At 42.5% G+C, this 18287-nt stretch carries 21 protein-coding genes; 13 read left to right on the top strand and 8 right to left on the bottom strand.

Annotation, left to right across the window (positions count from 1 at the left end):
- Positions 1-63: 63 nt before the first annotated feature.
- Genes HYN49_RS14345 through HYN49_RS14335 form a run of 3 tightly spaced genes read right to left on the bottom strand, consistent with a single transcriptional unit; the run spans position 64 to position 2784 of the window.
- A complete protein-coding gene (locus HYN49_RS14345; RefSeq protein WP_108904761.1) occupies positions 64-1185 on the bottom strand; it encodes a peptidylprolyl isomerase in 1122 nt (373 codons plus the stop codon).
- A complete protein-coding gene (gldI, locus tag HYN49_RS14340) occupies positions 1182-1766 on the bottom strand; it encodes a gliding motility-associated peptidyl-prolyl isomerase GldI (protein ID WP_245892209.1) in 585 nt (194 codons plus the stop codon). The genes HYN49_RS14345 and gldI overlap by 4 nt, the downstream gene beginning before the upstream one ends.
- Positions 1767-1785: 19 nt before the next feature.
- Complete coding sequence (locus tag HYN49_RS14335) at positions 1786-2784, bottom strand: DHH family phosphoesterase (RefSeq protein ID WP_108904759.1); 999 nt, start codon at positions 2782-2784, stop codon at positions 1786-1788.
- A gap of 268 nt (positions 2785-3052) precedes the next feature.
- On the opposite strand from HYN49_RS14335, the gene HYN49_RS14330 reads away from it, so the two are divergent.
- Genes HYN49_RS14330 through HYN49_RS14320 form a run of 3 tightly spaced genes read left to right on the top strand, consistent with a single transcriptional unit; the run spans position 3053 to position 4289 of the window.
- Complete coding sequence (locus HYN49_RS14330; RefSeq protein WP_108904758.1) at positions 3053-3433, top strand: nuclear transport factor 2 family protein; 381 nt, start codon at positions 3053-3055, stop codon at positions 3431-3433.
- A gap of 17 nt (positions 3434-3450) precedes the next feature.
- On the top strand, positions 3451-3915 hold the full coding sequence (locus HYN49_RS14325; RefSeq protein ID WP_108904757.1) for an SRPBCC family protein: 465 nt from the start codon (positions 3451-3453) through the stop codon (positions 3913-3915).
- 11 nt (positions 3916-3926) lie between these two features.
- Complete coding sequence (locus tag HYN49_RS14320; RefSeq protein ID WP_108904756.1) at positions 3927-4289, top strand: VOC family protein; 363 nt, start codon at positions 3927-3929, stop codon at positions 4287-4289.
- Between the two features lie 54 nt (positions 4290-4343).
- Here HYN49_RS14320 and HYN49_RS14315 read toward each other — a convergent pair whose 3' ends face one another.
- Positions 4344-4958 (bottom strand): YdeI/OmpD-associated family protein, encoded by a 615-nt coding sequence (locus HYN49_RS14315; protein WP_108904755.1) that lies wholly within the window; start codon positions 4956-4958, stop codon positions 4344-4346.
- Between the two features lie 138 nt (positions 4959-5096).
- Here HYN49_RS14315 and nadC point away from each other — a divergent pair, with 138 nt between their 5' ends.
- From nadC to priA, 4 genes are all read left to right on the top strand, one after another.
- Entirely contained in the window at positions 5097-5954 is an 858-nt protein-coding gene (gene nadC / locus HYN49_RS14310; protein WP_108904754.1) for a carboxylating nicotinate-nucleotide diphosphorylase, read from the top strand.
- A gap of 129 nt (positions 5955-6083) precedes the next feature.
- Positions 6084-6947 (top strand): YihY/virulence factor BrkB family protein, encoded by an 864-nt coding sequence (locus HYN49_RS14305; RefSeq protein ID WP_245892207.1) that lies wholly within the window; start codon positions 6084-6086, stop codon positions 6945-6947.
- Between the two features lie 86 nt (positions 6948-7033).
- Positions 7034-7456, top strand: a complete 423-nt coding sequence (locus HYN49_RS14300) for a DUF2147 domain-containing protein (protein ID WP_108904752.1) — start codon at positions 7034-7036, stop codon at positions 7454-7456.
- 76 nt (positions 7457-7532) lie between these two features.
- Complete coding sequence (gene priA / locus HYN49_RS14295; RefSeq protein WP_108904751.1) at positions 7533-9977, top strand: replication restart helicase PriA; 2445 nt, start codon at positions 7533-7535, stop codon at positions 9975-9977.
- On the opposite strand, the gene HYN49_RS14290 is transcribed toward priA, so the two are convergent.
- On the bottom strand, positions 9971-10669 hold the full coding sequence (locus tag HYN49_RS14290; protein WP_108904750.1) for a LytR/AlgR family response regulator transcription factor: 699 nt from the start codon (positions 10667-10669) through the stop codon (positions 9971-9973). The genes priA and HYN49_RS14290 overlap by 7 nt on opposite strands.
- 161 nt (positions 10670-10830) lie before the next feature.
- Here HYN49_RS14290 and rpsF point away from each other — a divergent pair, with 161 nt between their 5' ends.
- The 4 genes from rpsF to HYN49_RS14270 all read left to right on the top strand — a co-directional run bounded on the left by rpsF (position 10831) and on the right by HYN49_RS14270 (position 12658).
- Positions 10831-11169, top strand: a complete 339-nt coding sequence (rpsF, locus tag HYN49_RS14285) for a 30S ribosomal protein S6 (protein ID WP_108904749.1) — start codon at positions 10831-10833, stop codon at positions 11167-11169.
- Entirely contained in the window at positions 11169-11468 is a 300-nt protein-coding gene (rpsR, locus tag HYN49_RS14280; RefSeq protein ID WP_181369019.1) for a 30S ribosomal protein S18, read from the top strand. The genes rpsF and rpsR overlap by 1 nt, the downstream gene beginning before the upstream one ends.
- A 66-nt stretch (positions 11469-11534) precedes the next feature.
- Positions 11535-11975 (top strand): 50S ribosomal protein L9, encoded by a 441-nt coding sequence (gene rplI / locus HYN49_RS14275; RefSeq protein ID WP_108904747.1) that lies wholly within the window; start codon positions 11535-11537, stop codon positions 11973-11975.
- Between the two features lie 209 nt (positions 11976-12184).
- Entirely contained in the window at positions 12185-12658 is a 474-nt protein-coding gene (locus HYN49_RS14270; RefSeq protein ID WP_108904746.1) for a DUF6495 family protein, read from the top strand.
- On the opposite strand, the gene HYN49_RS14265 is transcribed toward HYN49_RS14270, so the two are convergent.
- Positions 12645-13364 (bottom strand): LexA family transcriptional regulator, encoded by a 720-nt coding sequence (locus tag HYN49_RS14265; protein WP_108904745.1) that lies wholly within the window; start codon positions 13362-13364, stop codon positions 12645-12647. The genes HYN49_RS14270 and HYN49_RS14265 overlap by 14 nt on opposite strands.
- Positions 13365-13778: 414 nt before the next feature.
- On the opposite strand from HYN49_RS14265, the gene ligA reads away from it, so the two are divergent.
- Together ligA and HYN49_RS14255 are read left to right on the top strand one after the other, a co-directional pair.
- Complete coding sequence (ligA, locus tag HYN49_RS14260; RefSeq protein ID WP_108904744.1) at positions 13779-15776, top strand: NAD-dependent DNA ligase LigA; 1998 nt, start codon at positions 13779-13781, stop codon at positions 15774-15776.
- Complete coding sequence (locus HYN49_RS14255) at positions 15773-16453, top strand: hypothetical protein (protein WP_108904743.1); 681 nt, start codon at positions 15773-15775, stop codon at positions 16451-16453. The genes ligA and HYN49_RS14255 overlap by 4 nt, the downstream gene beginning before the upstream one ends.
- Here the strand turns inward: HYN49_RS14255 and HYN49_RS14250 are convergent, their stop codons facing one another.
- Together HYN49_RS14250 and HYN49_RS14245 are read right to left on the bottom strand one after the other, a co-directional pair.
- On the bottom strand, positions 16454-17362 hold the full coding sequence (locus HYN49_RS14250; RefSeq protein WP_108904742.1) for a bifunctional metallophosphatase/5'-nucleotidase: 909 nt from the start codon (positions 17360-17362) through the stop codon (positions 16454-16456).
- Positions 17363-17463: 101 nt separating this feature from the next.
- A complete protein-coding gene (locus HYN49_RS14245) occupies positions 17464-18180 on the bottom strand; it encodes a 5'-nucleotidase (RefSeq protein ID WP_317045843.1) in 717 nt (238 codons plus the stop codon).
- Positions 18181-18287 lie beyond the last annotated feature (107 nt).

Below are 18287 nucleotides of genomic sequence, written 5' to 3'. Positions count from 1 at the left end.
TTTTTAGTGTCCCTACTCTGTTTGCACTATGCGGGATTTTCAGGAGTTGTCCCTTTTATATTTTTACTTTTTATTTGGATTTGCAAGAAGTTCCAATTCAAAAATCAAATCTGAATTGGGTGGGATAAACCCATCCTGTGATCCCGCCTCTCCATATCCTAATGCTGCAGGGATGAAAAATACGGCTTTGTCACCGATTGACATCAGTTCAATGCCTTCAATAAATCCCGGCATAAGTCCTGTTTTGGTCCCATATTGGAACGGCATTGGTCTGTATCCGCCTTTTACTTTACGCACTTCATCATATTTCCCGAATGCACTGGCAGTAGTTTCAACATTGGTGTCGAGGACAATCGCATTGGCAAAGTACCCTGCGTAGTTGATGTAAACCGTCGACCCCGGATCCGGTTTTTTACCGCTGCCCGCTGAAATGATTTTATATTGCAATCCAGAAGCCGTTATTTTGGCAACTTCTTTAAGACCGTCGAAATAAACTTTCTTCTTAGCGATTACGGCACCATATTCTTTTTCGTACTCACGTTGTTTTTGAGCGTTGATTTCGGCTTCTTTTTTCTTATTTTCGGTTTCTTTTACAAAATAGTCTGTGAATACTTTTACGGCATCAAACTTCTTCGCTGCAGCACCTTTCCTGATGATTTTTACAGAAATGATTCCGTCATCCTTTACTATTTTATTGACGGTTTCCATACCGTTTTCTACAACATACCCGAATACGGTATGCCTGCCGTCAAGGTGTGGTGTCGGCTGGTGCGTGATGAAAAACTGGCTCCCATTGGTCCCAGGGCCGGAATTGGCCATAGAAAGGGTCCCTGCGCGATCGTGTTTCAAATCTGTAATTTCATCCTTAAACTGGTATCCGGGCCCACCTGAACCGTTGCCATCCGGATCACCGCCCTGGATCACGAAATTAGGTTCCACACGGTGAAACTTCAGGCCGTCATAAAACATCTTTCCTTTCAGTTCCGCTTTAACGTAAGGGTTTTTACCTTCTGCAAGGCTAACGAAATTAGCTACGGTAACCGGAGTCCTTACAAAGTCAAGATCGACAATAATGTGCCCTTTGACGGTTTCGATGTCGGCGTAAAGGCCATCCTGTAATTTACTGTGCTCGTCCTGGCATGACAATAAGCCCATGCAGGCTAATAATAAGATCAGTTTCCTCATTGTTTATCTAATACTGGTTTTACTTGTGTTTGTGTTCCGGGTTTGGCTGCAGCCTTTTCAGTGTCCGGTTTAAAGTCGTTTAGCGTGATAGTGCAGATTAAAGGCGTGTTGGGCCCGATACGTTTGTTGTCACCATGGTAACCGTAACCCATATGCGATGGAAAAAGGAACGTTACCTTCTCATTTTTTTTCATCAGTTTAATGGCGTCACGCATGCCCATCATGATGTTCTGTTTGTCGACACGGTACACTTGCGGACGGAGTTCGACATCAGAGTAAATCACATTTCCTTTCAGGTCATTTACTTCATAATCGAAATAAGCGATGTCGCCTTTTTTCGGATGCAGCGTGTCTTTCGTATTTTGCGTGACATAATAATACCAATAGCCTTTTTTTGAGGCAGTATATTTATTGATGGTATCGCTTTTGATGATCGAATCAATCACCGCCTCTTCGCCGGCAATGAGCTTCTTGTTGCGCATCACGGACTCTTTCATGAAACTACCGCCGGTATGCGTTATCGGTTTGCGCGCCTGCTGTTGGGAACATCCTGTGGCGAGGATCCCGATTGCTACTGTCATTATTTGTCTCCAATTCATATTACAGGCCTTTGATAATATTTTCGAATTTTTTGATGGTTTCACGCATCGTCAGGTAAGATTTCCCACCTGCAGCATTGATGTGCCCGCCACCGTTGAAGTGTTCCCGGGCAAACTGGTTTACGTCAAAATCCCCTTGAGAACGGAATGAAATCTTGATGATATTTTCCTCTCTATGTTCGATAAAAATAGCTGCAAAAATAATGCCTTTTATTGACAATCCGTAATTCACGATGCCTTCAGTATCGCCTTTTACATAGTGATGCTGGTCGAGTTCCTTTTGCGAAAGCGTAATATACGCCGTCTTATATTCCGGAAATACCCTCATGTTTTGCAACGCCTGTCCCATGAGTTGCAGGCGATCATAGGAATTGTTGTCAAACAGGAGCGTATGCACTTCGCTGTTGTCAATCCCGATTTCGATCAGGTTTGCAACGATGCGGTGCGTGGCGCTGGTGGTTGAAGGATATCGGAACGAACCGGAATCTGTGACAATGCCTGTATAAATGCAGGTTGCGATGGTCCTGTCGATCAGTTTTTCTTCCCCCATCTGCAGGACAAAATTGTACAGCATCTCGCAGGTCGACCCGAAAGCGGTATCGGAATACATATATTTTGCATAGCCATCAGGTTTCTGGTGGTGATCGATCATGATGAAAGGGGCTTTCAAAGTAGCCAATGTATGTTCCATTTCGCCGGTACGATGCAATGCATTGAAATCGAGCGTAAAAACGACTTCCGCATCCTTCAGTATTTTTATCCCAGCATCCTTGTCTTTCTCAAAAATAATGACTTTTTCCGAAGAAGGGAGCCAGGCGAGGAAATCCGGGAATTCATTAGGCGCGATGACGAAAGGCTGGTGTCCGAGTTTGAGTAAAAAATGATACAGGCCAAGGGTTGATCCCATGGCATCTCCATCGGGGCTTCTGTGCGGAATGATTGCAATCCTTTTTGGGGTGGAGAGCAACAGCTGAATGCCCTTAATGTCTTCTTTCTTCATTGGCAACTAATTACGGATACGGGAGTTTTGGAGCGTATCTGCTAAATCCCTGCGAATTTACATTATTTTATGAATTCGGGTTGTTTTTTAGGGAAGAATTAAGAAAGTCTGTGGGCCGCAGGGCTGTCCACAGATGCTTATGGAGGCTTTTTGTAAGTGTCTCCGGCTAAAATAAGTATAGAGTAATTATCCGGCACTGTTGTTTAATTATTGATTTAATGCTTATTTTGCATACATCAGGCCCAATGCCTCGATACAATCGGAAACTATGACACCAAAACAGGTTTTACAGCAATGGCTTGAACACTTTAACAATGCTGATATTGAGAATATCTCGAATCTGTATGCCGAAGATGCTGTAAACCATCAGGTTGCGAATGAACCCGTTGTCGGTAAGGCCGCGATTAGCGATATGTTTGCGCGCGAATTTGGCAATGCTGACATGGTTTGCATCCCGGAGAACATTTTTGAGGATAAAGAATGGGCTATCCTGGAATGGAAAGACCCGAAGGATATGCGCGGCTGCGGTTTTTTTCAAATACAAAATGACAAGATTATCTTCCAGCGCGGGTATTGGGATAAGCTTTCGTTCCACAGGCTTTACAATATACCGCTGGATATGGGAAACACCGGGCAGGATCATTTATAATATATCAGTAACAATTTATGGCAACAAATTTCTTCCAGACCACACCCGACTGTGAAATCGTAACCACAAGGGTTTTTAATTTCCCCAAGGCATTGCTATTTGAAGCGTGGAGCAATCCGCGTCATTTGAAAAACTGGTGGGGGCCGGAAGGTTTTACCAATACTTTCCATGAATTTGATTTCAGGGAAGGCGGAAAATGGGATTTCACGATGCACGGCCCCGAAAAAGGCAACTACAACAACCTTGTCGAGTTCCTGAAAATTGAAGAACCGAACCTTATTGCCTGGAAAAGGCATTCCCAGCCGTTGTTCAATGTGCAGGCTACTTTTGAAGAAATTTCAGCGGAAGAGGCTAGGCTTACCTTCAGGATGATTTTCGAAACTGCCACCGAATGCGAAAAGCTGAAGAAATTTGTCGTCGATAAAAATGAAGAGAATTTTGACAGGCTGCAGCGCGAACTTCAAATAATGGTACTTACATAATATTCCGGATGATGGATACAAAAATACTTTCCCTGCGTCCGTTTATCGGTGCCAAAAATTTTGACGTATCAAGGTCATTTTACCGCGATCTGGGGTTTGAGGAATCAGAACTGGGTCCGCAAATGTCGGTTTTCCGGATGCAGGATTTCAGTTTTTACCTGCAACGTGCTTATGTCAAGGATTGGGTCGATAATACGATGCTGTTTATGGAAGTGGCTGATACAGCCAAGTTTTATGAGGCGCTTTCAGCATTGAATCTCCCGGAAAAATATATAGGTGTAAAGTTAACGCCAATTCGCAATGAGCCTTGGGGAAGGGAGTGTTTTTTACATGATCCTTCGGGAGTATTGTGGCACTTTGGTGAGTTTTTTTAGGAATATACAATCGCGTATTATGGGCCAGCGGCATTGCCTGACTGCGACTGCAAACTATTTCACATACTTCCAATTCCTGATTTTACCTTCTGAAATCCATTCCACAGCTGTTGCCATGCGTTCGTTGCGCGTCTTTTCGGTTTTGGCTTCGGTAATCCAAAGGATGTATTCCTTCCTTTTTCCGGCAGGCCAGTTTTCAAAGATTTCAAACGCTGCAGGATTGTTTTTTAATGCTTTGGTAAAATAATCAGGTACGGCAATCGCTGTCGGTGCTGCCTTAGGTTTGGCAGGCACTTTGATCGCATCATCGTTGAGTTTTTTCGCCTGGCGGATGAAATCAATGATCACAGCATTCGGCGGAAGGTCCTCAAGAGACGTAATGCGGCCCAGATTGCCCATCGCTTCGCCTCCATTATTCGAATTCTCACCCAAATAGCCATGCGGATCCTGCAGTAATGACGATTTCCAAAACCCAAAAACGGCATGCTGCTTGAACGAAGCCATCGTTACATATGGTCCTTTATAATCAAACGAAGCAAACCCCCACTTAATGGTTTCCGTCACGTCTGGATTGGCTTTGTGCACCAAAGCGCGCAAATGTTCCAAAATGGGTTGTGCAAAAGGCTGTGCTTTGTCTATGTATTCGTCGATGCGCGGATCGTATTCCATCTTTTTTCAATTAAATAATTAGATAATGTGTTTCCATGCCGATAAAATAACGACTAAGTTAATACATTTCCTAATTGGCGTATTATCTAATTATCTCATTGTGCTTTTTCGTATTTTAGCCGCACAAATTCAAAGTCCATGATTTCAGCATCACAATTCCGCACCGAATTACAATTAATCATCGAAAATGCGATCCGTGAAGATGTCGGTCCGGGCGATTACAGTTCGCTGGCGTGTATTCCCGCTTCCGCAGATGGTAAGGCGAAATTGCTTGTAAAACAGGATGGGATCATTGCAGGTGTCGCTTTCGCGGCAATGGTCTTTAACCATGTCGATCCGTCATTGGTTATCGAAGTTTTTATAGAAGACGGCGCGCCAGTGAAATATGGAGACATCGTTTTCCATGTTTCCGGCAGTTCGCAATCCATTTTGAAATCGGAACGCGTCGTGCTCAATTCGATGCAACGCATGAGCGCCATCGCCACCAAAACCAACCAGTACGTGCAATTATTGTCAGGAACAAATACCAAAATCCTCGATACCAGGAAAACCACACCCGGTTTCCGGGCCGCCGAAAAATGGGCAGTCACGATCGGTGGTGGCGAAAACCATCGCTTTGCACTATACGATATGGTGATGCTTAAGGACAACCACAACGATTTCGCTGGAGGGATTACAAACGCCATCACCATGACAAAAAAATATTTGAAAGAAAATGGCCTGGATTTAAAAATCATTGTTGAAGCGCGTACACTCGACGAAATCCGTGAAATACTTCAAAACGACGGTGTGCACCGCATCCTGATCGATAATTTCAATTTTGAAGATACCAAAAAAGCAGTCGAGCTCATCGGAGATCGATGCCAAACTGAATCGTCCGGGAACATTAATGAAAATACCATCCGGCAATATGCCGAATGCGGAGTGGATTATATTTCCTCAGGCGCTTTGACACATTCCGTTTATAATATGGATCTGAGCCTAAAAGCTTTTTAGTAGAAAGCCGAAAGTCAAAAGACCGGAAGTTTATTAATTTTCAACCCTGAACCCTGAACCCTGAACCCTGAACCCCAAATATCATCCCGACTCGAGAAAATTCCAATCGTCAGGAATCTTGTCCACGTGTTGCAACGCATCAAACTGCCGTGGCTCAACGGGTTTACGCTTTACGACCTGCTCGAATTATACATCACAGGAATAGGGGAGGGCGCGCTTCCATACCGTTGCAGCGCCATCGCATTCAGTTTCTTCATGGCACTGTTTCCGTTTTTGCTGTTCATCCTGAACCTCATTCCATACATCCCGATTTCGGGTTTCCAGGAGGATTTCCTGAAGTTTGTGGAAGAAGGCGTACCGCCGAATACCTACGACGCCATTGCTGCCATCATCAATGATATCATGCACAACAGTTACCAGGGACTGCTGTCGTCGGGTTTTTTATTGTCGATATTTTTGCAGGCAAACGGATTGAATGCGGTGCTGGTCGGTTTCCAGAAATCACAGCATATCGAAGCCAAGCGTACCTTCTTGCGGCAATATCTGGTCGCACTGGGCATGTCGCTTTTGCTCACCTGCGTATTGATCCTGACCGTTGCCATCATCGTAATCTTCGAGGTTTTCATACAAAGCAGGGACATCCCGGAATTCATCAGTGATAACATTCCGCTCATTGTCATCGGCCGTTACATTTTTGTCGTGCTCATGATTTTAATCGGGATTTCAATCCTTTTTAAATTCGGGACAAAACGAACTTCAAAACGCGCATTTATTTCCGTCGGCTCTGTTTTTACAACCGCTTTGGTCATCGTATCATCGTATTTCTTCGGGATCTGGGTCGTTGAGTTTTCAAAGTACAACGAATTGTACGGCTCCATCGGGACATTACTCATCGTAATGTTTTATATTTGGATCAATTGTATGATACTGCTGCTTGGGTTTGAACTCAACGTAACGATCAACAGGCTTAAAAAGAAGAATAAGTTAAATTAGGAGCTGTTTCCTGCTGTGCGCTATATCTTTTCCCTGCTAAAGAAGCAGGAAAAGGATGCCGCTTCCATCAGGGCTAAATTGTACCCATGAAGAAAATATTTACCATAATTGTACTGCTCCTATGCCCGTTGCTCTTTTCGCAATCGGTCATCGGGAAATGGAAAACCATCGACGACGAAACCGGAAAAGCGCTCGGTGTCGTCGAAATTTATGAAAAAGGGGGCAAGGTTTACGGACGCGTCCTCGAAATCCTGAACCCAAAGGACCGGAGCAAAACCTGTACAAATTGTTCAGGCGATGACAAAGACAAGCCCATTCTCGGACTTACCATCATGAAAGGTTTGAAGAAAGACGGCGACGAATACAATGGCGGGAAAATCCTCGACCCCAAAAGCGGCAAATTGTATAAATGCTATATCAACCTGGAAAACAAGGACAAACTTAAAGTACGCGGCTATATTGGCATTTCGCTGTTCGGAAGGACACAATACTGGCACAGGGTAAAGTAGGCAGTTGCAGTGTTCAGTTGCAGAAAATCTTAATATCTTACAATCCTATTAATCCTAATTGTTTCCATAGAAAGAAATGTTCGCCGAAGTCATCCTCCCGTTAAACCTTTCCCGCACTTTCACTTACAGTGTGACCGCTGCCGAGTGGGATTTTTTGCAAAAAGGTATGCGCGTGGCTGTTCCATTCGGGAAGAATAAGATTTATACGGGCCTGGTTATTGAACTCCATGAAAATGAACCGTCATTGTATGAAGCAAGGCCCATCAGCCAAATCCTTGATGAAAAGCCGATAGTTACTGAAATTCAGTTGGCGCACTGGTTCTGGATTTCATCTTATTATATGTGTGCCATAGGCGATGTATACCGCGGTGCCATGCCCTCTGCTTTACTGCTTGAAAGTGAGACCCTTATTTCACTTAAAGGCGATTCGTATTTCGAAAAAGACAATCTTAGTGATCAGGAGTTTTTGGTCTACCAGGCATTGATGCATCAGTCCTCCCTGAAAGTTGCCGAGATCATGTCACTGCTTAATAAAAAAAATATTTTTCCAGTACTGCGGAAAATGATGGAAAACAATGTGATTTCCATCCGCGAGGAAGTACATGAGATCTACACTCCGAAGCTTGTAAAATACATCCGCCTGCATCCTGATTACAGTGAAGCTTCCGATTTACAGGGATTGCTGGAGGTTTTAAAATCGGCAAAAAAGCAAAAAGATGCTGTCATGAGTTACTTTCAGCTTTCCGCAGAAAAAAAGCCGGTTCCTTTGAAACGCCTTTCCGAAATGTCGGGCACTTCAGCTGCTGTAATCAAAGGCTTGGTTGAAAAAGGCATTTTCGAAGACTATTTCATCCGTGAAGATCGTGTGGATTTCGGGGATGATGAGGGGAATAATACCCTGAATCTCAGTCCGGCACAACAAACCGCTTTGAAAGACATCCAATCGGTTTTGGAAGCAAAGGAAGTCTGCCTGCTGCACGGTGTGACGGCTTCGGGGAAAACCGAAATTTACCTGCGACTGATTGAGCAATATATTAAGGACAAAAAACAGGTATTGTATCTTTTGCCTGAAATCGCTTTGACGACACAGCTTGTCGGAAGATTGCAAAAACATTTCGGTAATAAAGTATCCGTTTTCCATTCCAAATACAGCAACAACGAACGGGTGGAAACGTGGAACCGCGTGTTGGAAAGTTCGGATAAAGCGCAAATTGTAATAGGAGCAAGGTCGGCTTTATTTTTACCATTTAATGATCTGGGCCTGATTATCATCGACGAAGAGCACGAACAGACTTTCAAGCAGCAGGATCCCGCACCAAGATACCATGCCCGTGACGCAGCCATTGTATTGGCATCGCAGCATCAGGCGAAGGTTTTACTGGGTTCTGCCACGCCTTCTCTGGAAACATACTATAACGCACAATCCGGCAAATACGGTCTCGCTGAAATCACCGAACGTTTTGGAAACGTGATGATGCCCGATATCGAACTTGTCGATATTAAGGATAAATATTTCCGGAAAGCCATGACCGGCCATTTCAGCGATACTTTAACGGGATATATTGCTGAAGCATTGTCGTTGGGCGAACAGGTGATTTTATTCCAGAACCGACGCGGTTATTCGCCTGTAGTGGAATGCCTGACGTGTGGCCATGTGCCGCAATGCCCGCAATGTGATGTTAGCCTTACGTATCATAAATTCAAGAACCAGTTGCGCTGCCATTATTGCGGGCACCATATTGCGATGCCCGTCAATTGCCATCAATGCGGCAGTATCGATTTGACAACAAAAGGTTTCGGTACCGAGCAGATCGAGCAGGAATTATCAGAAATTTTCCCTCAGGCAAAAACGGCCCGTATGGATCAGGACACCACACGTGGCAAATACAGTTTTGAAAAACTGATCGATAGTTTCAAGAACCGTGAGATTGATATTTTGGTAGGAACGCAGATGCTTGCCAAAGGCCTTGATTTCGATAATGTGTCGTTAGTAGGAATCATGAATGCCGATAATATGCTGTATTATCCCGATTTCAGGGCTTTCGAACGCAGCTTCCAGATGATGGTGCAGGTGTCAGGACGATCAGGAAGATCGCAAAAACGCGGCAAAGTGATCATCCAGACGTTTAATCCGATGCATAATACCATACAGCAGGTGACACGGAATGATTATGAGGGCATGTATAAGGAACAGCTTTATGAACGCCACATATACAAATATCCGCCCTATTTCAGGCTGATTCGATTGACATTGAAGCACCGGGATTATGAAAGACTGAAATCGGGTTCGTCCTGGCTTTATGAAGTATTGAAACAAAACCTGGATATTCCGGTGTTAGGTCCGGAAGAACCTTCCATCAGCCGCATCCGAAATGAGTACATCCGCACCATTATGGTGAAGATTCCGCAGGAGAAAGCTTTGGGAACTACGAAGAAGACCATCCGTAAAGTGCTCAACAGTTTTGAAACCATTGCACAATACCGTAGTATTAAGGTAATCGTGAATGTTGATTTTTACTGAGTGACTTCAAGCGCTTTTTTAAGATCCTCTTTCTTATTGCGGCTTAAAGGAATTTTCGTCGGCCCGATTTCGGCAAATTTACTGTTGAATTTATCCACCTTGTCAATATTGACGATATAGGATTTGTGTACGCGCACGAAACGGTCGGCGGGCAAGTCATTCTCAAAAGATTTCATGGTGGAAAGCACCAAATGGTTTTCGTCCTCTGTAACCACTTTCACATAATCGCCATACGCCTCTATCCACTTGATTTTTGAAGTGAATATTTTGAGTTTTTTAAGTTTACTCTTAATGAAAATATGATCGCCTTCCTCATCGCTGGTTTCCTTCTGCATATTGTGCAGGTTGAGGGCGCGCTTGATGGCCGACTCGAAACGCAGGTTCGTAATCGGTTTTTGCAAATAATCGGTAGCATCATAGTCGAAAGCCTTTACTGCATATTCGGGTTTCGAGGTAATAAAGATTACCTGGGGTTTTGCCTTCAATCCGTCAAGCAGGTCAAAGCCGCTGACAATCGGCATTTCAACATCAAGGAAAAGCAGGTCTATTGCGGTGTAAGACATAAAATTCTTCGCTTCGATAGCGTTTGAAAATTCACCGACTAAATTCAGGTTGATATGATTGCTGACCAGTTTTCCGACAATCATCCTTTGTATAGAGCTGTCATCTACAATTACACAATTCAACTTCATAAATCTCTGTTCTTAAATTTTGGGAATTTTAAAAGTATATCAAATATTTTAAACAAACTAATATTTATAGTCAAAAATTGCCTTTCGTCGATAATAATGGAGATATGCTTGTGCAATTAAATTAATTGATTACTTTTGCACCCAATTTAAAATAATTTTTTATGAATCATTATGAAACTGTTTTCATCTTAAATCCCGTTTTATCTGAAGTTCAGGTAAAGGAAACAGTAAGCAAATTTGAAGATTTTCTTACGGCAAAAGGAGCTGAGATGGTATCAAAAGAGGATTGGGGCCTGAAAAAAATGGCTTACGAAATCCAGAACAAAAAAAGTGGTTTTTACCATTTATTTGAATTCAAAGTTGCCGGAGAGCACCTGATCGCTTTCGAAACCGAATTCAGACGTGACGAAAGAGTGATGCGTTTCTTAACTGTAACACTTGACAAGCACGCCGTTTCATGGGCTGAGAGAAGAAGAGCTAAAAACAAAACAAAAGCATAATTATGTCTACGATAGAGCAATCAGCAAAAGGGAAAAAAGACGGGGATATCAGATATCTTACGCCTTTGAACATTGAAACCAATAAGACTAAGAAATATTGCCGTTTCAAGAAATCCGGAATCAAATATGTAGATTATAAAGATCCGGATTTCCTATTGAAATTCGTAAACGAGCAGGGGAAAATCCTTCCACGTCGTTTGACAGGAACTTCATTGAAATTCCAAAGGAAAGTGTCTGTAGCTGTGAAAAGAGCACGTCACTTAGCTTTAATGCCATACGTGGCCGATTTATTGAAATAATTAAAAACACAGTTGTTGTCTTGTTGCATTGCAACGAGACTAACTTCTATAACAAAGGACAACAACATGGAATTGATCTTAAAAAAAGACGTTCAGAATTTAGGTTTTAAAGATGATGTCGTAACAGTAAAAGCCGGTTACGGGCGTAACTTTTTAATTCCTCAGGGATTTGCCCACATGGCAACGCCTTCAGCTAAAAAAGTTTTGGCTGAAAACCTGAAACAAAGGGCTCACAAAGAAGCTAAAGTCGTTAACGACGCTAAAGCTTTAGCTGAAACCCTGAAATCACTTGAAATCAAATTATCTGCAAAAGCAGGTGGAGAGAAGCTTTTCGGTTCGATTACAAACATCGACCTTGCTGAAGCTTTGGCTAAGGCGGGTCATGAAATCGACAGAAAATTCATCACCAGCGGTGTAGTGAAACGTACAGGGAAATACAACGCTACCGTGCGTCTGCACCGTGATGTTGTGGTTGACCTTCCTTATGAGATTGTAGCTGAGAAGTAAAAAAGCGCAGCAGTGCCTTAGTGCCTAAGAATAGAAATCCCGATTTATTTCGGGATTTTTTTATGGAGCTAATCCCCGCTGTCCATTGCAATCTTTTTGTTTTTAAAGAAAAAACAAAAAGGATTTCCACTTCCATCGGGGCTAGGAGTTTGTCGTCACAATAAAAAACTTTGTAACTTTGCAACTTTGTAACTTTGCCACTCCAAAAAATGAAGTACTCCCGCCTCACCAAAGAACAATTCGAAGAACTTCACCCGGAATTCGTAAATTTCCTTGCCACACAATCCATCGACAAAACCGAATGGGATAAGATCAAATCCGAAAATCCGCAGGTTGCTGAACAGGAACTCGATGTTTTTTCAGATTTGATATGGGAAGGTGTTTTAACCCGTGCCGAATATCTTGAGCATTTTTCCAAAAGCCATATTTTCCTTTTTCATTGCGGGGACACACAAATCCATTCCATTGTCCTGAAATCACTAGACAATGATATCGATTTCTTAACCAAACCAGGGCTGCAATGGCTCGGAGACCATATGTTCACGGACCATATAGAAATGAAAATCGGCACCAAAAACTTTGATGCCGATCGCAATGGGTCTCTTTTTGCATTAATTCAGCAAGGCGCTTTCTTGAGCGATGGCCAGCTTTATAAGCAGATTAAATCGGTTATGAACTCTTAAAATCCAGCAAAGCGCGGTCAATGACCTTAATGCTGTCATTGATGAACTTGAATTTGTTCTCGACATTCATATTGTATGAAAGTGCCGCCTTGATAAGCCAGACTTCATCAATGTCCTCAGCCTTCATATTTACATTATTGAAAAAAGTATTCTCGCTTGTCAGTAAATACACATCCTTTTTATCGGCAATGCGGTGGATGCGGTTGATAAAAAGCCCTTTTGTCCTGCTGATAATCACAGTCAGGCTATTGTCAGGAATATCCTGGAGCGACGCTTCTTCACAAACGACAAACGAATTTTCTTCTATCATCGGGAACATGTTGTTGCTCAAAACCTGGAATGCCCTGGTATTATCACCTTTAATGAAAGGGAAATTGTATTTTGGAAGCTTTTCCAGCAATTCTTCCGGAGCCATGCAATATTGGAACTGCATTTCACGGCTTACCAGTTTGGTTTCACCCGGATTCTCAAGGTCATTTGATTTTCTGGATTTTTTTTCGAGTAAAATTTCGTTGAGGTCCAGGTCATAGTCCCTACAAACCGCAATTACTGCAGGATAGTCAAGCGTATTTCTCTTTTTCCATGTGGAAATCGTGTTTGGCCTGATGTCAAGGATTTGTGATAAGTGAATATCACGCTTAATTTTTAATGCCTTCTTTAGTTTCTGAATGATTAAACCGGCGTCGATGATGTTTTCTTCTTGCATAATTTCTTAAATGTTTAAATGAGAATTGTGTTAGGTGTGTTCATTTAATGGCATTCAATTCTCCTACTGTTTACCCGGAAGAAATATTTCAAAAAACAGAAAATTTGTAAAATTCTCTATTTGTGCTGTTTATAAATAGATTTGGGGGTTTCTATTTTCAAACTCACAAAATGCAACGTCTATTTTATGATTAAGTACTTCAAATATAACATATTAATTAACCCTTTTGAAATTGATTACAAAAAAAGCACTTTTTTTTCCATTTCTTACTAAATGTTTTTATTTTTATTAAGAAAAAACTTAAAAATGAAGGTTGCTTTTTTTCATTCGCAATTCTTTTATTGAGCTACTGATATCGCGATTTATTTACTAAATTGGGCATTGTTTTAAAATTCAAAACAGTAACGTTAACCTATGGAAATCAGGCAAAAGATTCAGGCGCTTCGCGAAGAAATTAATGGGCATAACTACAATTACTATGTTCTCGATGCCCCTGTGATTTCTGATTTCTTGTTTGATACGCTGCTGAAGGAGTTGCAGGAACTGGAAAACGCCCATCCTGAATTTTTTGATGAAAATTCCCCTACACAGCGTGTCGGTGGTATGGTGACGAAAAATTTCAATACCCTTGTCCATGAGCAAAGGATGTATTCCCTCGATAATTCCTATTCCAAAGAAGACGTGGCCGACTGGGAAAAACGTATATTGAAGGTGTTGGGTGAAGTAAATCCCGAATTTACCTGCGAACTGAAATATGACGGGGCCTCGATCAACCTGACATATGAAAATGGGAAATTAAATAAAGCCGTTACCCGGGGTGATGGTTTTCAGGGAGACGACGTGACGGTGAACATTCGGACAATCAGATCGATTCCATTATACCTTAAAGGCGATCATCCTGAAAAATTTGATATCCGCGGCGAAATCATCCTGCCTTTAGCCGGTTTTGAGAAGATGAACCAGGAGCTTATTGAAATAGGTGAGCCACCTTACGCCAATCCGAGAAACACCGCGTCGGGAAGCCTGAAATTGCAGGACAGTTCAGAAGTGGCAAAGCGTCCGTTGGATTGCCTGTTGTATTCCATTGTCGGCAACAAGCTGCCTTTTACAACGCATTTTGAAGGCTTACAGCATGCACGTGACTGGGGGTTCAAAGTCCCTAAAGAAGCACAATTAACGAAAAATATCAAGGAAGTTTTTGAATTTATAGATTATTGGGACATCCACCGCCACCATCTTCCGTATGAAACGGACGGCGTGGTGATCAAGGTGAATTCGCTGCATTATCAGGAGGAATTAGGGTATACGGCGAAATCACCGCGATGGGCCATTGCCTACAAATTCAAATCAGAACAGGTTTCCACAAAACTTAATTCGATTTCTTACCAGGTAGGAAGGACCGGTGCCATTACTCCTGTGGCAAATCTGGAACCCGTGCAATTGGCCGGAACCGTTGTAAAACGCGCCTCGCTCCATAATGCGGACCAGATTGAAAAACTCGATATCCGCATTGGTGATACTGTTTATGTAGAAAAAGGCGGCGAAATCATCCCTAAAATCATTGCTGTAGACTTATCGCAAAGGAACACAGATTCTGAACCTACAAAATACATCACACATTGCCCTGAATGCCACACCGAATTGATTCGGAATGCCGGAGAAGCACAACACTACTGTCCGAATTTTTATGGTTGCCCGCCGCAGATTATCGGGCGTATCCAGCACTTTATTTCAAGAAAAGCGATGGATATTGAAGGTTTGGGAGGGGAAACCGTGGCCTTGCTTTATAATCATGGGCTGGCCCATAACTATGCGGATTTGTATGAACTGAAAGTGGAAGATGTCCTTCCGCTGGAGCGTATGGCGCAAAAATCAGCCGAGAACCTGATCAAAGGCATAGAAAAATCAAAGGAAATTCCGTTTGAAAGGGTGTTGTTCGCTTTGGGCATCCGTTATGTGGGGGAAACTGTAGCTAAAAAACTGGCAAAACATTATAAAAATATCAATGCATTGGCCGATGCAAGCCTGACAGATTTGATTTTGGTCGATGAGATTGGGGAAAGGATTGCACAAAGCGTTTTGGAATTCTTTGAAAATGAGGAAAACAGGATAATTATCCAAAGACTGCAAAGTTATAATGTACAGCTCAAAACCATCGAACGCATTAATCCTGACGCGACTGACAAGCTCCAAGGGAAAACATTCGTGGTGTCAGGTGTCTTTGAAACCTTTTCCCGCGATGAACTCAAGAAAGCCATTGAAGACAACGGAGGTAAAGTAGGAAGTTCCATTTCTGCAAAAACCGATTTTGTTGTAGCTGGAGAGAATATGGGACCGGCAAAACTGGAAAAAGCCACAAAACTGAATGTTCCGGTAATTTCAGAAACCGATTTTATCAACATGCTTCAATGAAACCCCATACGCCACCGTTAATACTTTATTTTATAGCATCTTTCCTGTGCGTACTTTTTTATTCGCTGAATCTTGACAACTGGGTGATATACCCCAAAGCTGCCGTACTGCCCTCAATTTTTTACTATTATTACATCAATAATAATCATAAAATAACCGTAGATAAGGCCGCTGTGTTTATACTGTCTTTTATTGCGGATATGTATATACTAATGGGTTTTGACAGTTCTTTTATAGTTGCGGAATGTTGTGTGGTCATGGTCTACCTTATTATTATCCGATATGTAATTAAGGATTTCGTCACCAGTAAGCTCAGGAAAAAAGATGCCATCCCGATTGCCGTCGCGCTGATTTTTATCACCTACCTGCTCGTCACGATGATGACATTGGACTTTATGAATGAGCGACGTTTCTTTTTTCTCTTCCTTTTCCATGGGGTCGTACTGGCTGTAATGGGTAAACTGGCCATCGTAAATTACATCGCCAAGGGCAGCCGCCAAACCATCAGCAGCGTATTGATGTGGACCTGCTTTGCGCTGTCAGATATCTTTTATATGCTGTACCATTTTTACCTCCCCATCTACATCTTTGAGCTGATTAACATCTCGGCGCAGGTTTTGTGCTATTTCTTTATCGTACGTTATTTCCTGAGGACCGATCATATGGTCAATTCCTGATTACACTGTGATTACCTTGGCATTGTTTGCCTTCTGCTCGTCGTGTTCAAAATAAAAATCAATCCGTCCAAGGTTGATTCCATAACAGCCCACCTGGTTTACCAGCACCTCTTTTCCGGCAAGGTTTTTTACCACTGTAGGCTTTTCGAGAAAAGTATGCGTATGGCCGCCAATAATCAGGTCTATGTCCCTGGTTTGTGCCGCCAGCTTCAGGTCGCTGATCTTTTCGGCATCATCCTTGTAAGCATATCCCAAATGTGAAAGGCAGATGATTAAATCGCATTTTTCTTTATCCTTCAGTGTCTTCACTACATCCGTGGCAATTTCGACAGGATTAAGGTATACCGTTTCCTTGTAATTCTTTTTATCAACCAAGCCCTGTAATTCTACTCCCAGCCCGAAAACTCCAATCTTAATGCCATCTTTCATGAAAATCTTATAAGGCTTCACGATCGTATCGAGCACGGTATGTTTAAAATCATAATTCGCTGAAACAAAATCGAAACTGGCATGCGGCAACTGTTTGTAAAACCCTTCAATCCCATTGTCGAAATCATGGTTTCCCATCGTAGCCAGGTCATAACGCATCATGCTCATCAGTTTCATTTCCAGTTCGCCACCATAATAATTGAAGTAAGGCGTGCCCTGGAATACATCACCGGCATCAAGCAAGAGCACGTTTGCGTTTTCTTTCCGGATGCTTTCGATAAGCGAGGCCCTTCTGGAAACACCGCCCATATTGGCATTGCGCGGGTCATCGGGCGGAAATGGATCGATGTGGCTGTGTACATCGTTCGTATGCAGGATGACGAGGTGTTTTACATCGTTCGTAAAAGATACCAATGGTGCAGGCAATGCTAGAAAGGCGGTACCCGCTGCTGTTTTTTGTATAAAATCCCTTCTTTTCATTTTTTTAGAAGCTTATCCGGCTGTCCGCTATATCTTTTTTATTTTACTGCGTTGCACTCCGCAAAAATAAAAAAGGATGCCGCTTCCATCCGGGCTAGGGTTTATTGTTCAATTGATATCCGTTTGTCATGGTTGACTTCCAGCGTATCGGTTTCCTTGAAATAATCGATCAGTATATTGCGTAGTTTGTAATCCATGTCGTAGGAGGCGACCGCTTTTTTAAAGAAAGCCATGTTGTCGCCACCGTTCGATAAATAATCGGAAGTAGCAACGTAATATATGTTATCTGTAACCAATGGCTTGCCGTTAACCAGGATCTTCCTGGCGCTGCCATCTTTTGCAATTGTAAATGTCAATCCTGACAAAGGATGCGGTTTCTTTTCCTTAATGATGTATGCCGCTATTTCCTGTAATTGTTCGCCTTTGAGCGCGATGATGATCAGGCTGTTTTCAAAAGGCATCACTTCGTAAGCGGTCCTCGCCGTCACGTTTCCCTTCGGAATCATGGCACGGATTCCGCCATGATTGAGTAAACAGATATCAACCTGTTTTTTTTCGCGCTGTTCGAAAACCGGCCTGGCTTTTTTCAGCGTCACATCGGCCATGAAATTCCCGATATTCGTCTGCCATTCGCCTTTGGATTTTTCAAGTGTTTCCGGTGAATATGCCAAAACTGCGCTCAAATCCTCATCAATATGCTCGCGGTAAGGTTTTATGAATGATTCAATCGAATTGGTTTCAGGCTGTGCAGCCGTAATTCCGATTTGCTTGCCTTCAATACGTGTCACATATTGCTTCTGCTGGCTGCAACCTGCCAAACATAGAAATGTTAAGAATAAAACAAAATGTCTTAGGGTAACGTTATAGTTTTTTAGATTTACCATCGATTTTTAGCCACTATTTGAGTAAATTTGTAAACCAAGTA

It is taken from the genome of Flavobacterium pallidum (genome assembly GCF_003097535.1).
GTDB lineage: Bacteria > Bacteroidota > Bacteroidia > Flavobacteriales > Flavobacteriaceae > Flavobacterium > Flavobacterium pallidum.
Note: the sequence above shows the minus strand (reverse complement) of the source record. Positions and strands in the feature narration are given on the sequence as shown.

Excerpts from the sequence above, each read along its gene's own strand:
- HYN49_RS14335 (WP_108904759.1), bottom strand. The coding sequence starts at position 2,784 with ATGAAGAAAGAAGACATTAAGGGCATTCAGCTGTTGCTCTCCACCCCA.
- HYN49_RS14265 (WP_108904745.1), bottom strand. The coding sequence starts at position 13,364 with ATGCAAGAAGAAAACATCATCGACGCCGGTTTAATCATTCAGAAACTA.
- ligA (WP_108904744.1), top strand. The coding sequence starts at position 13,779 with ATGGAAATCAGGCAAAAGATTCAGGCGCTTCGCGAAGAAATTAATGGG.
- gldI (WP_245892209.1), bottom strand. The coding sequence starts at position 1,766 with ATGACAGTAGCAATCGGGATCCTCGCCACAGGATGTTCCCAACAGCAG.
- HYN49_RS14270 (WP_108904746.1), top strand. The coding sequence starts at position 12,185 with ATGAAGTACTCCCGCCTCACCAAAGAACAATTCGAAGAACTTCACCCG.
- HYN49_RS14320 (WP_108904756.1), top strand. The coding sequence starts at position 3,927 with ATGGATACAAAAATACTTTCCCTGCGTCCGTTTATCGGTGCCAAAAAT.
- priA (WP_108904751.1), top strand. The coding sequence starts at position 7,533 with ATGTTCGCCGAAGTCATCCTCCCGTTAAACCTTTCCCGCACTTTCACT.
- rpsF (WP_108904749.1), top strand. The coding sequence starts at position 10,831 with ATGAATCATTATGAAACTGTTTTCATCTTAAATCCCGTTTTATCTGAA.
- HYN49_RS14250 (WP_108904742.1), bottom strand. The coding sequence starts at position 17,362 with ATGAAAAGAAGGGATTTTATACAAAAAACAGCAGCGGGTACCGCCTTT.
- HYN49_RS14325 (WP_108904757.1), top strand. The coding sequence starts at position 3,451 with ATGGCAACAAATTTCTTCCAGACCACACCCGACTGTGAAATCGTAACC.
- HYN49_RS14300 (WP_108904752.1), top strand. The coding sequence starts at position 7,034 with ATGAAGAAAATATTTACCATAATTGTACTGCTCCTATGCCCGTTGCTC.
- HYN49_RS14330 (WP_108904758.1), top strand. The coding sequence starts at position 3,053 with ATGACACCAAAACAGGTTTTACAGCAATGGCTTGAACACTTTAACAAT.
- HYN49_RS14345 (WP_108904761.1), bottom strand. The coding sequence starts at position 1,185 with ATGAGGAAACTGATCTTATTATTAGCCTGCATGGGCTTATTGTCATGC.
- nadC (WP_108904754.1), top strand. The coding sequence starts at position 5,097 with ATGATTTCAGCATCACAATTCCGCACCGAATTACAATTAATCATCGAA.
- HYN49_RS14255 (WP_108904743.1), top strand. The coding sequence starts at position 15,773 with ATGAAACCCCATACGCCACCGTTAATACTTTATTTTATAGCATCTTTC.
- HYN49_RS14315 (WP_108904755.1), bottom strand. The coding sequence starts at position 4,958 with ATGGAATACGATCCGCGCATCGACGAATACATAGACAAAGCACAGCCT.
- rplI (WP_108904747.1), top strand. The coding sequence starts at position 11,535 with ATGGAATTGATCTTAAAAAAAGACGTTCAGAATTTAGGTTTTAAAGAT.
- HYN49_RS14290 (WP_108904750.1), bottom strand. The coding sequence starts at position 10,669 with ATGAAGTTGAATTGTGTAATTGTAGATGACAGCTCTATACAAAGGATG.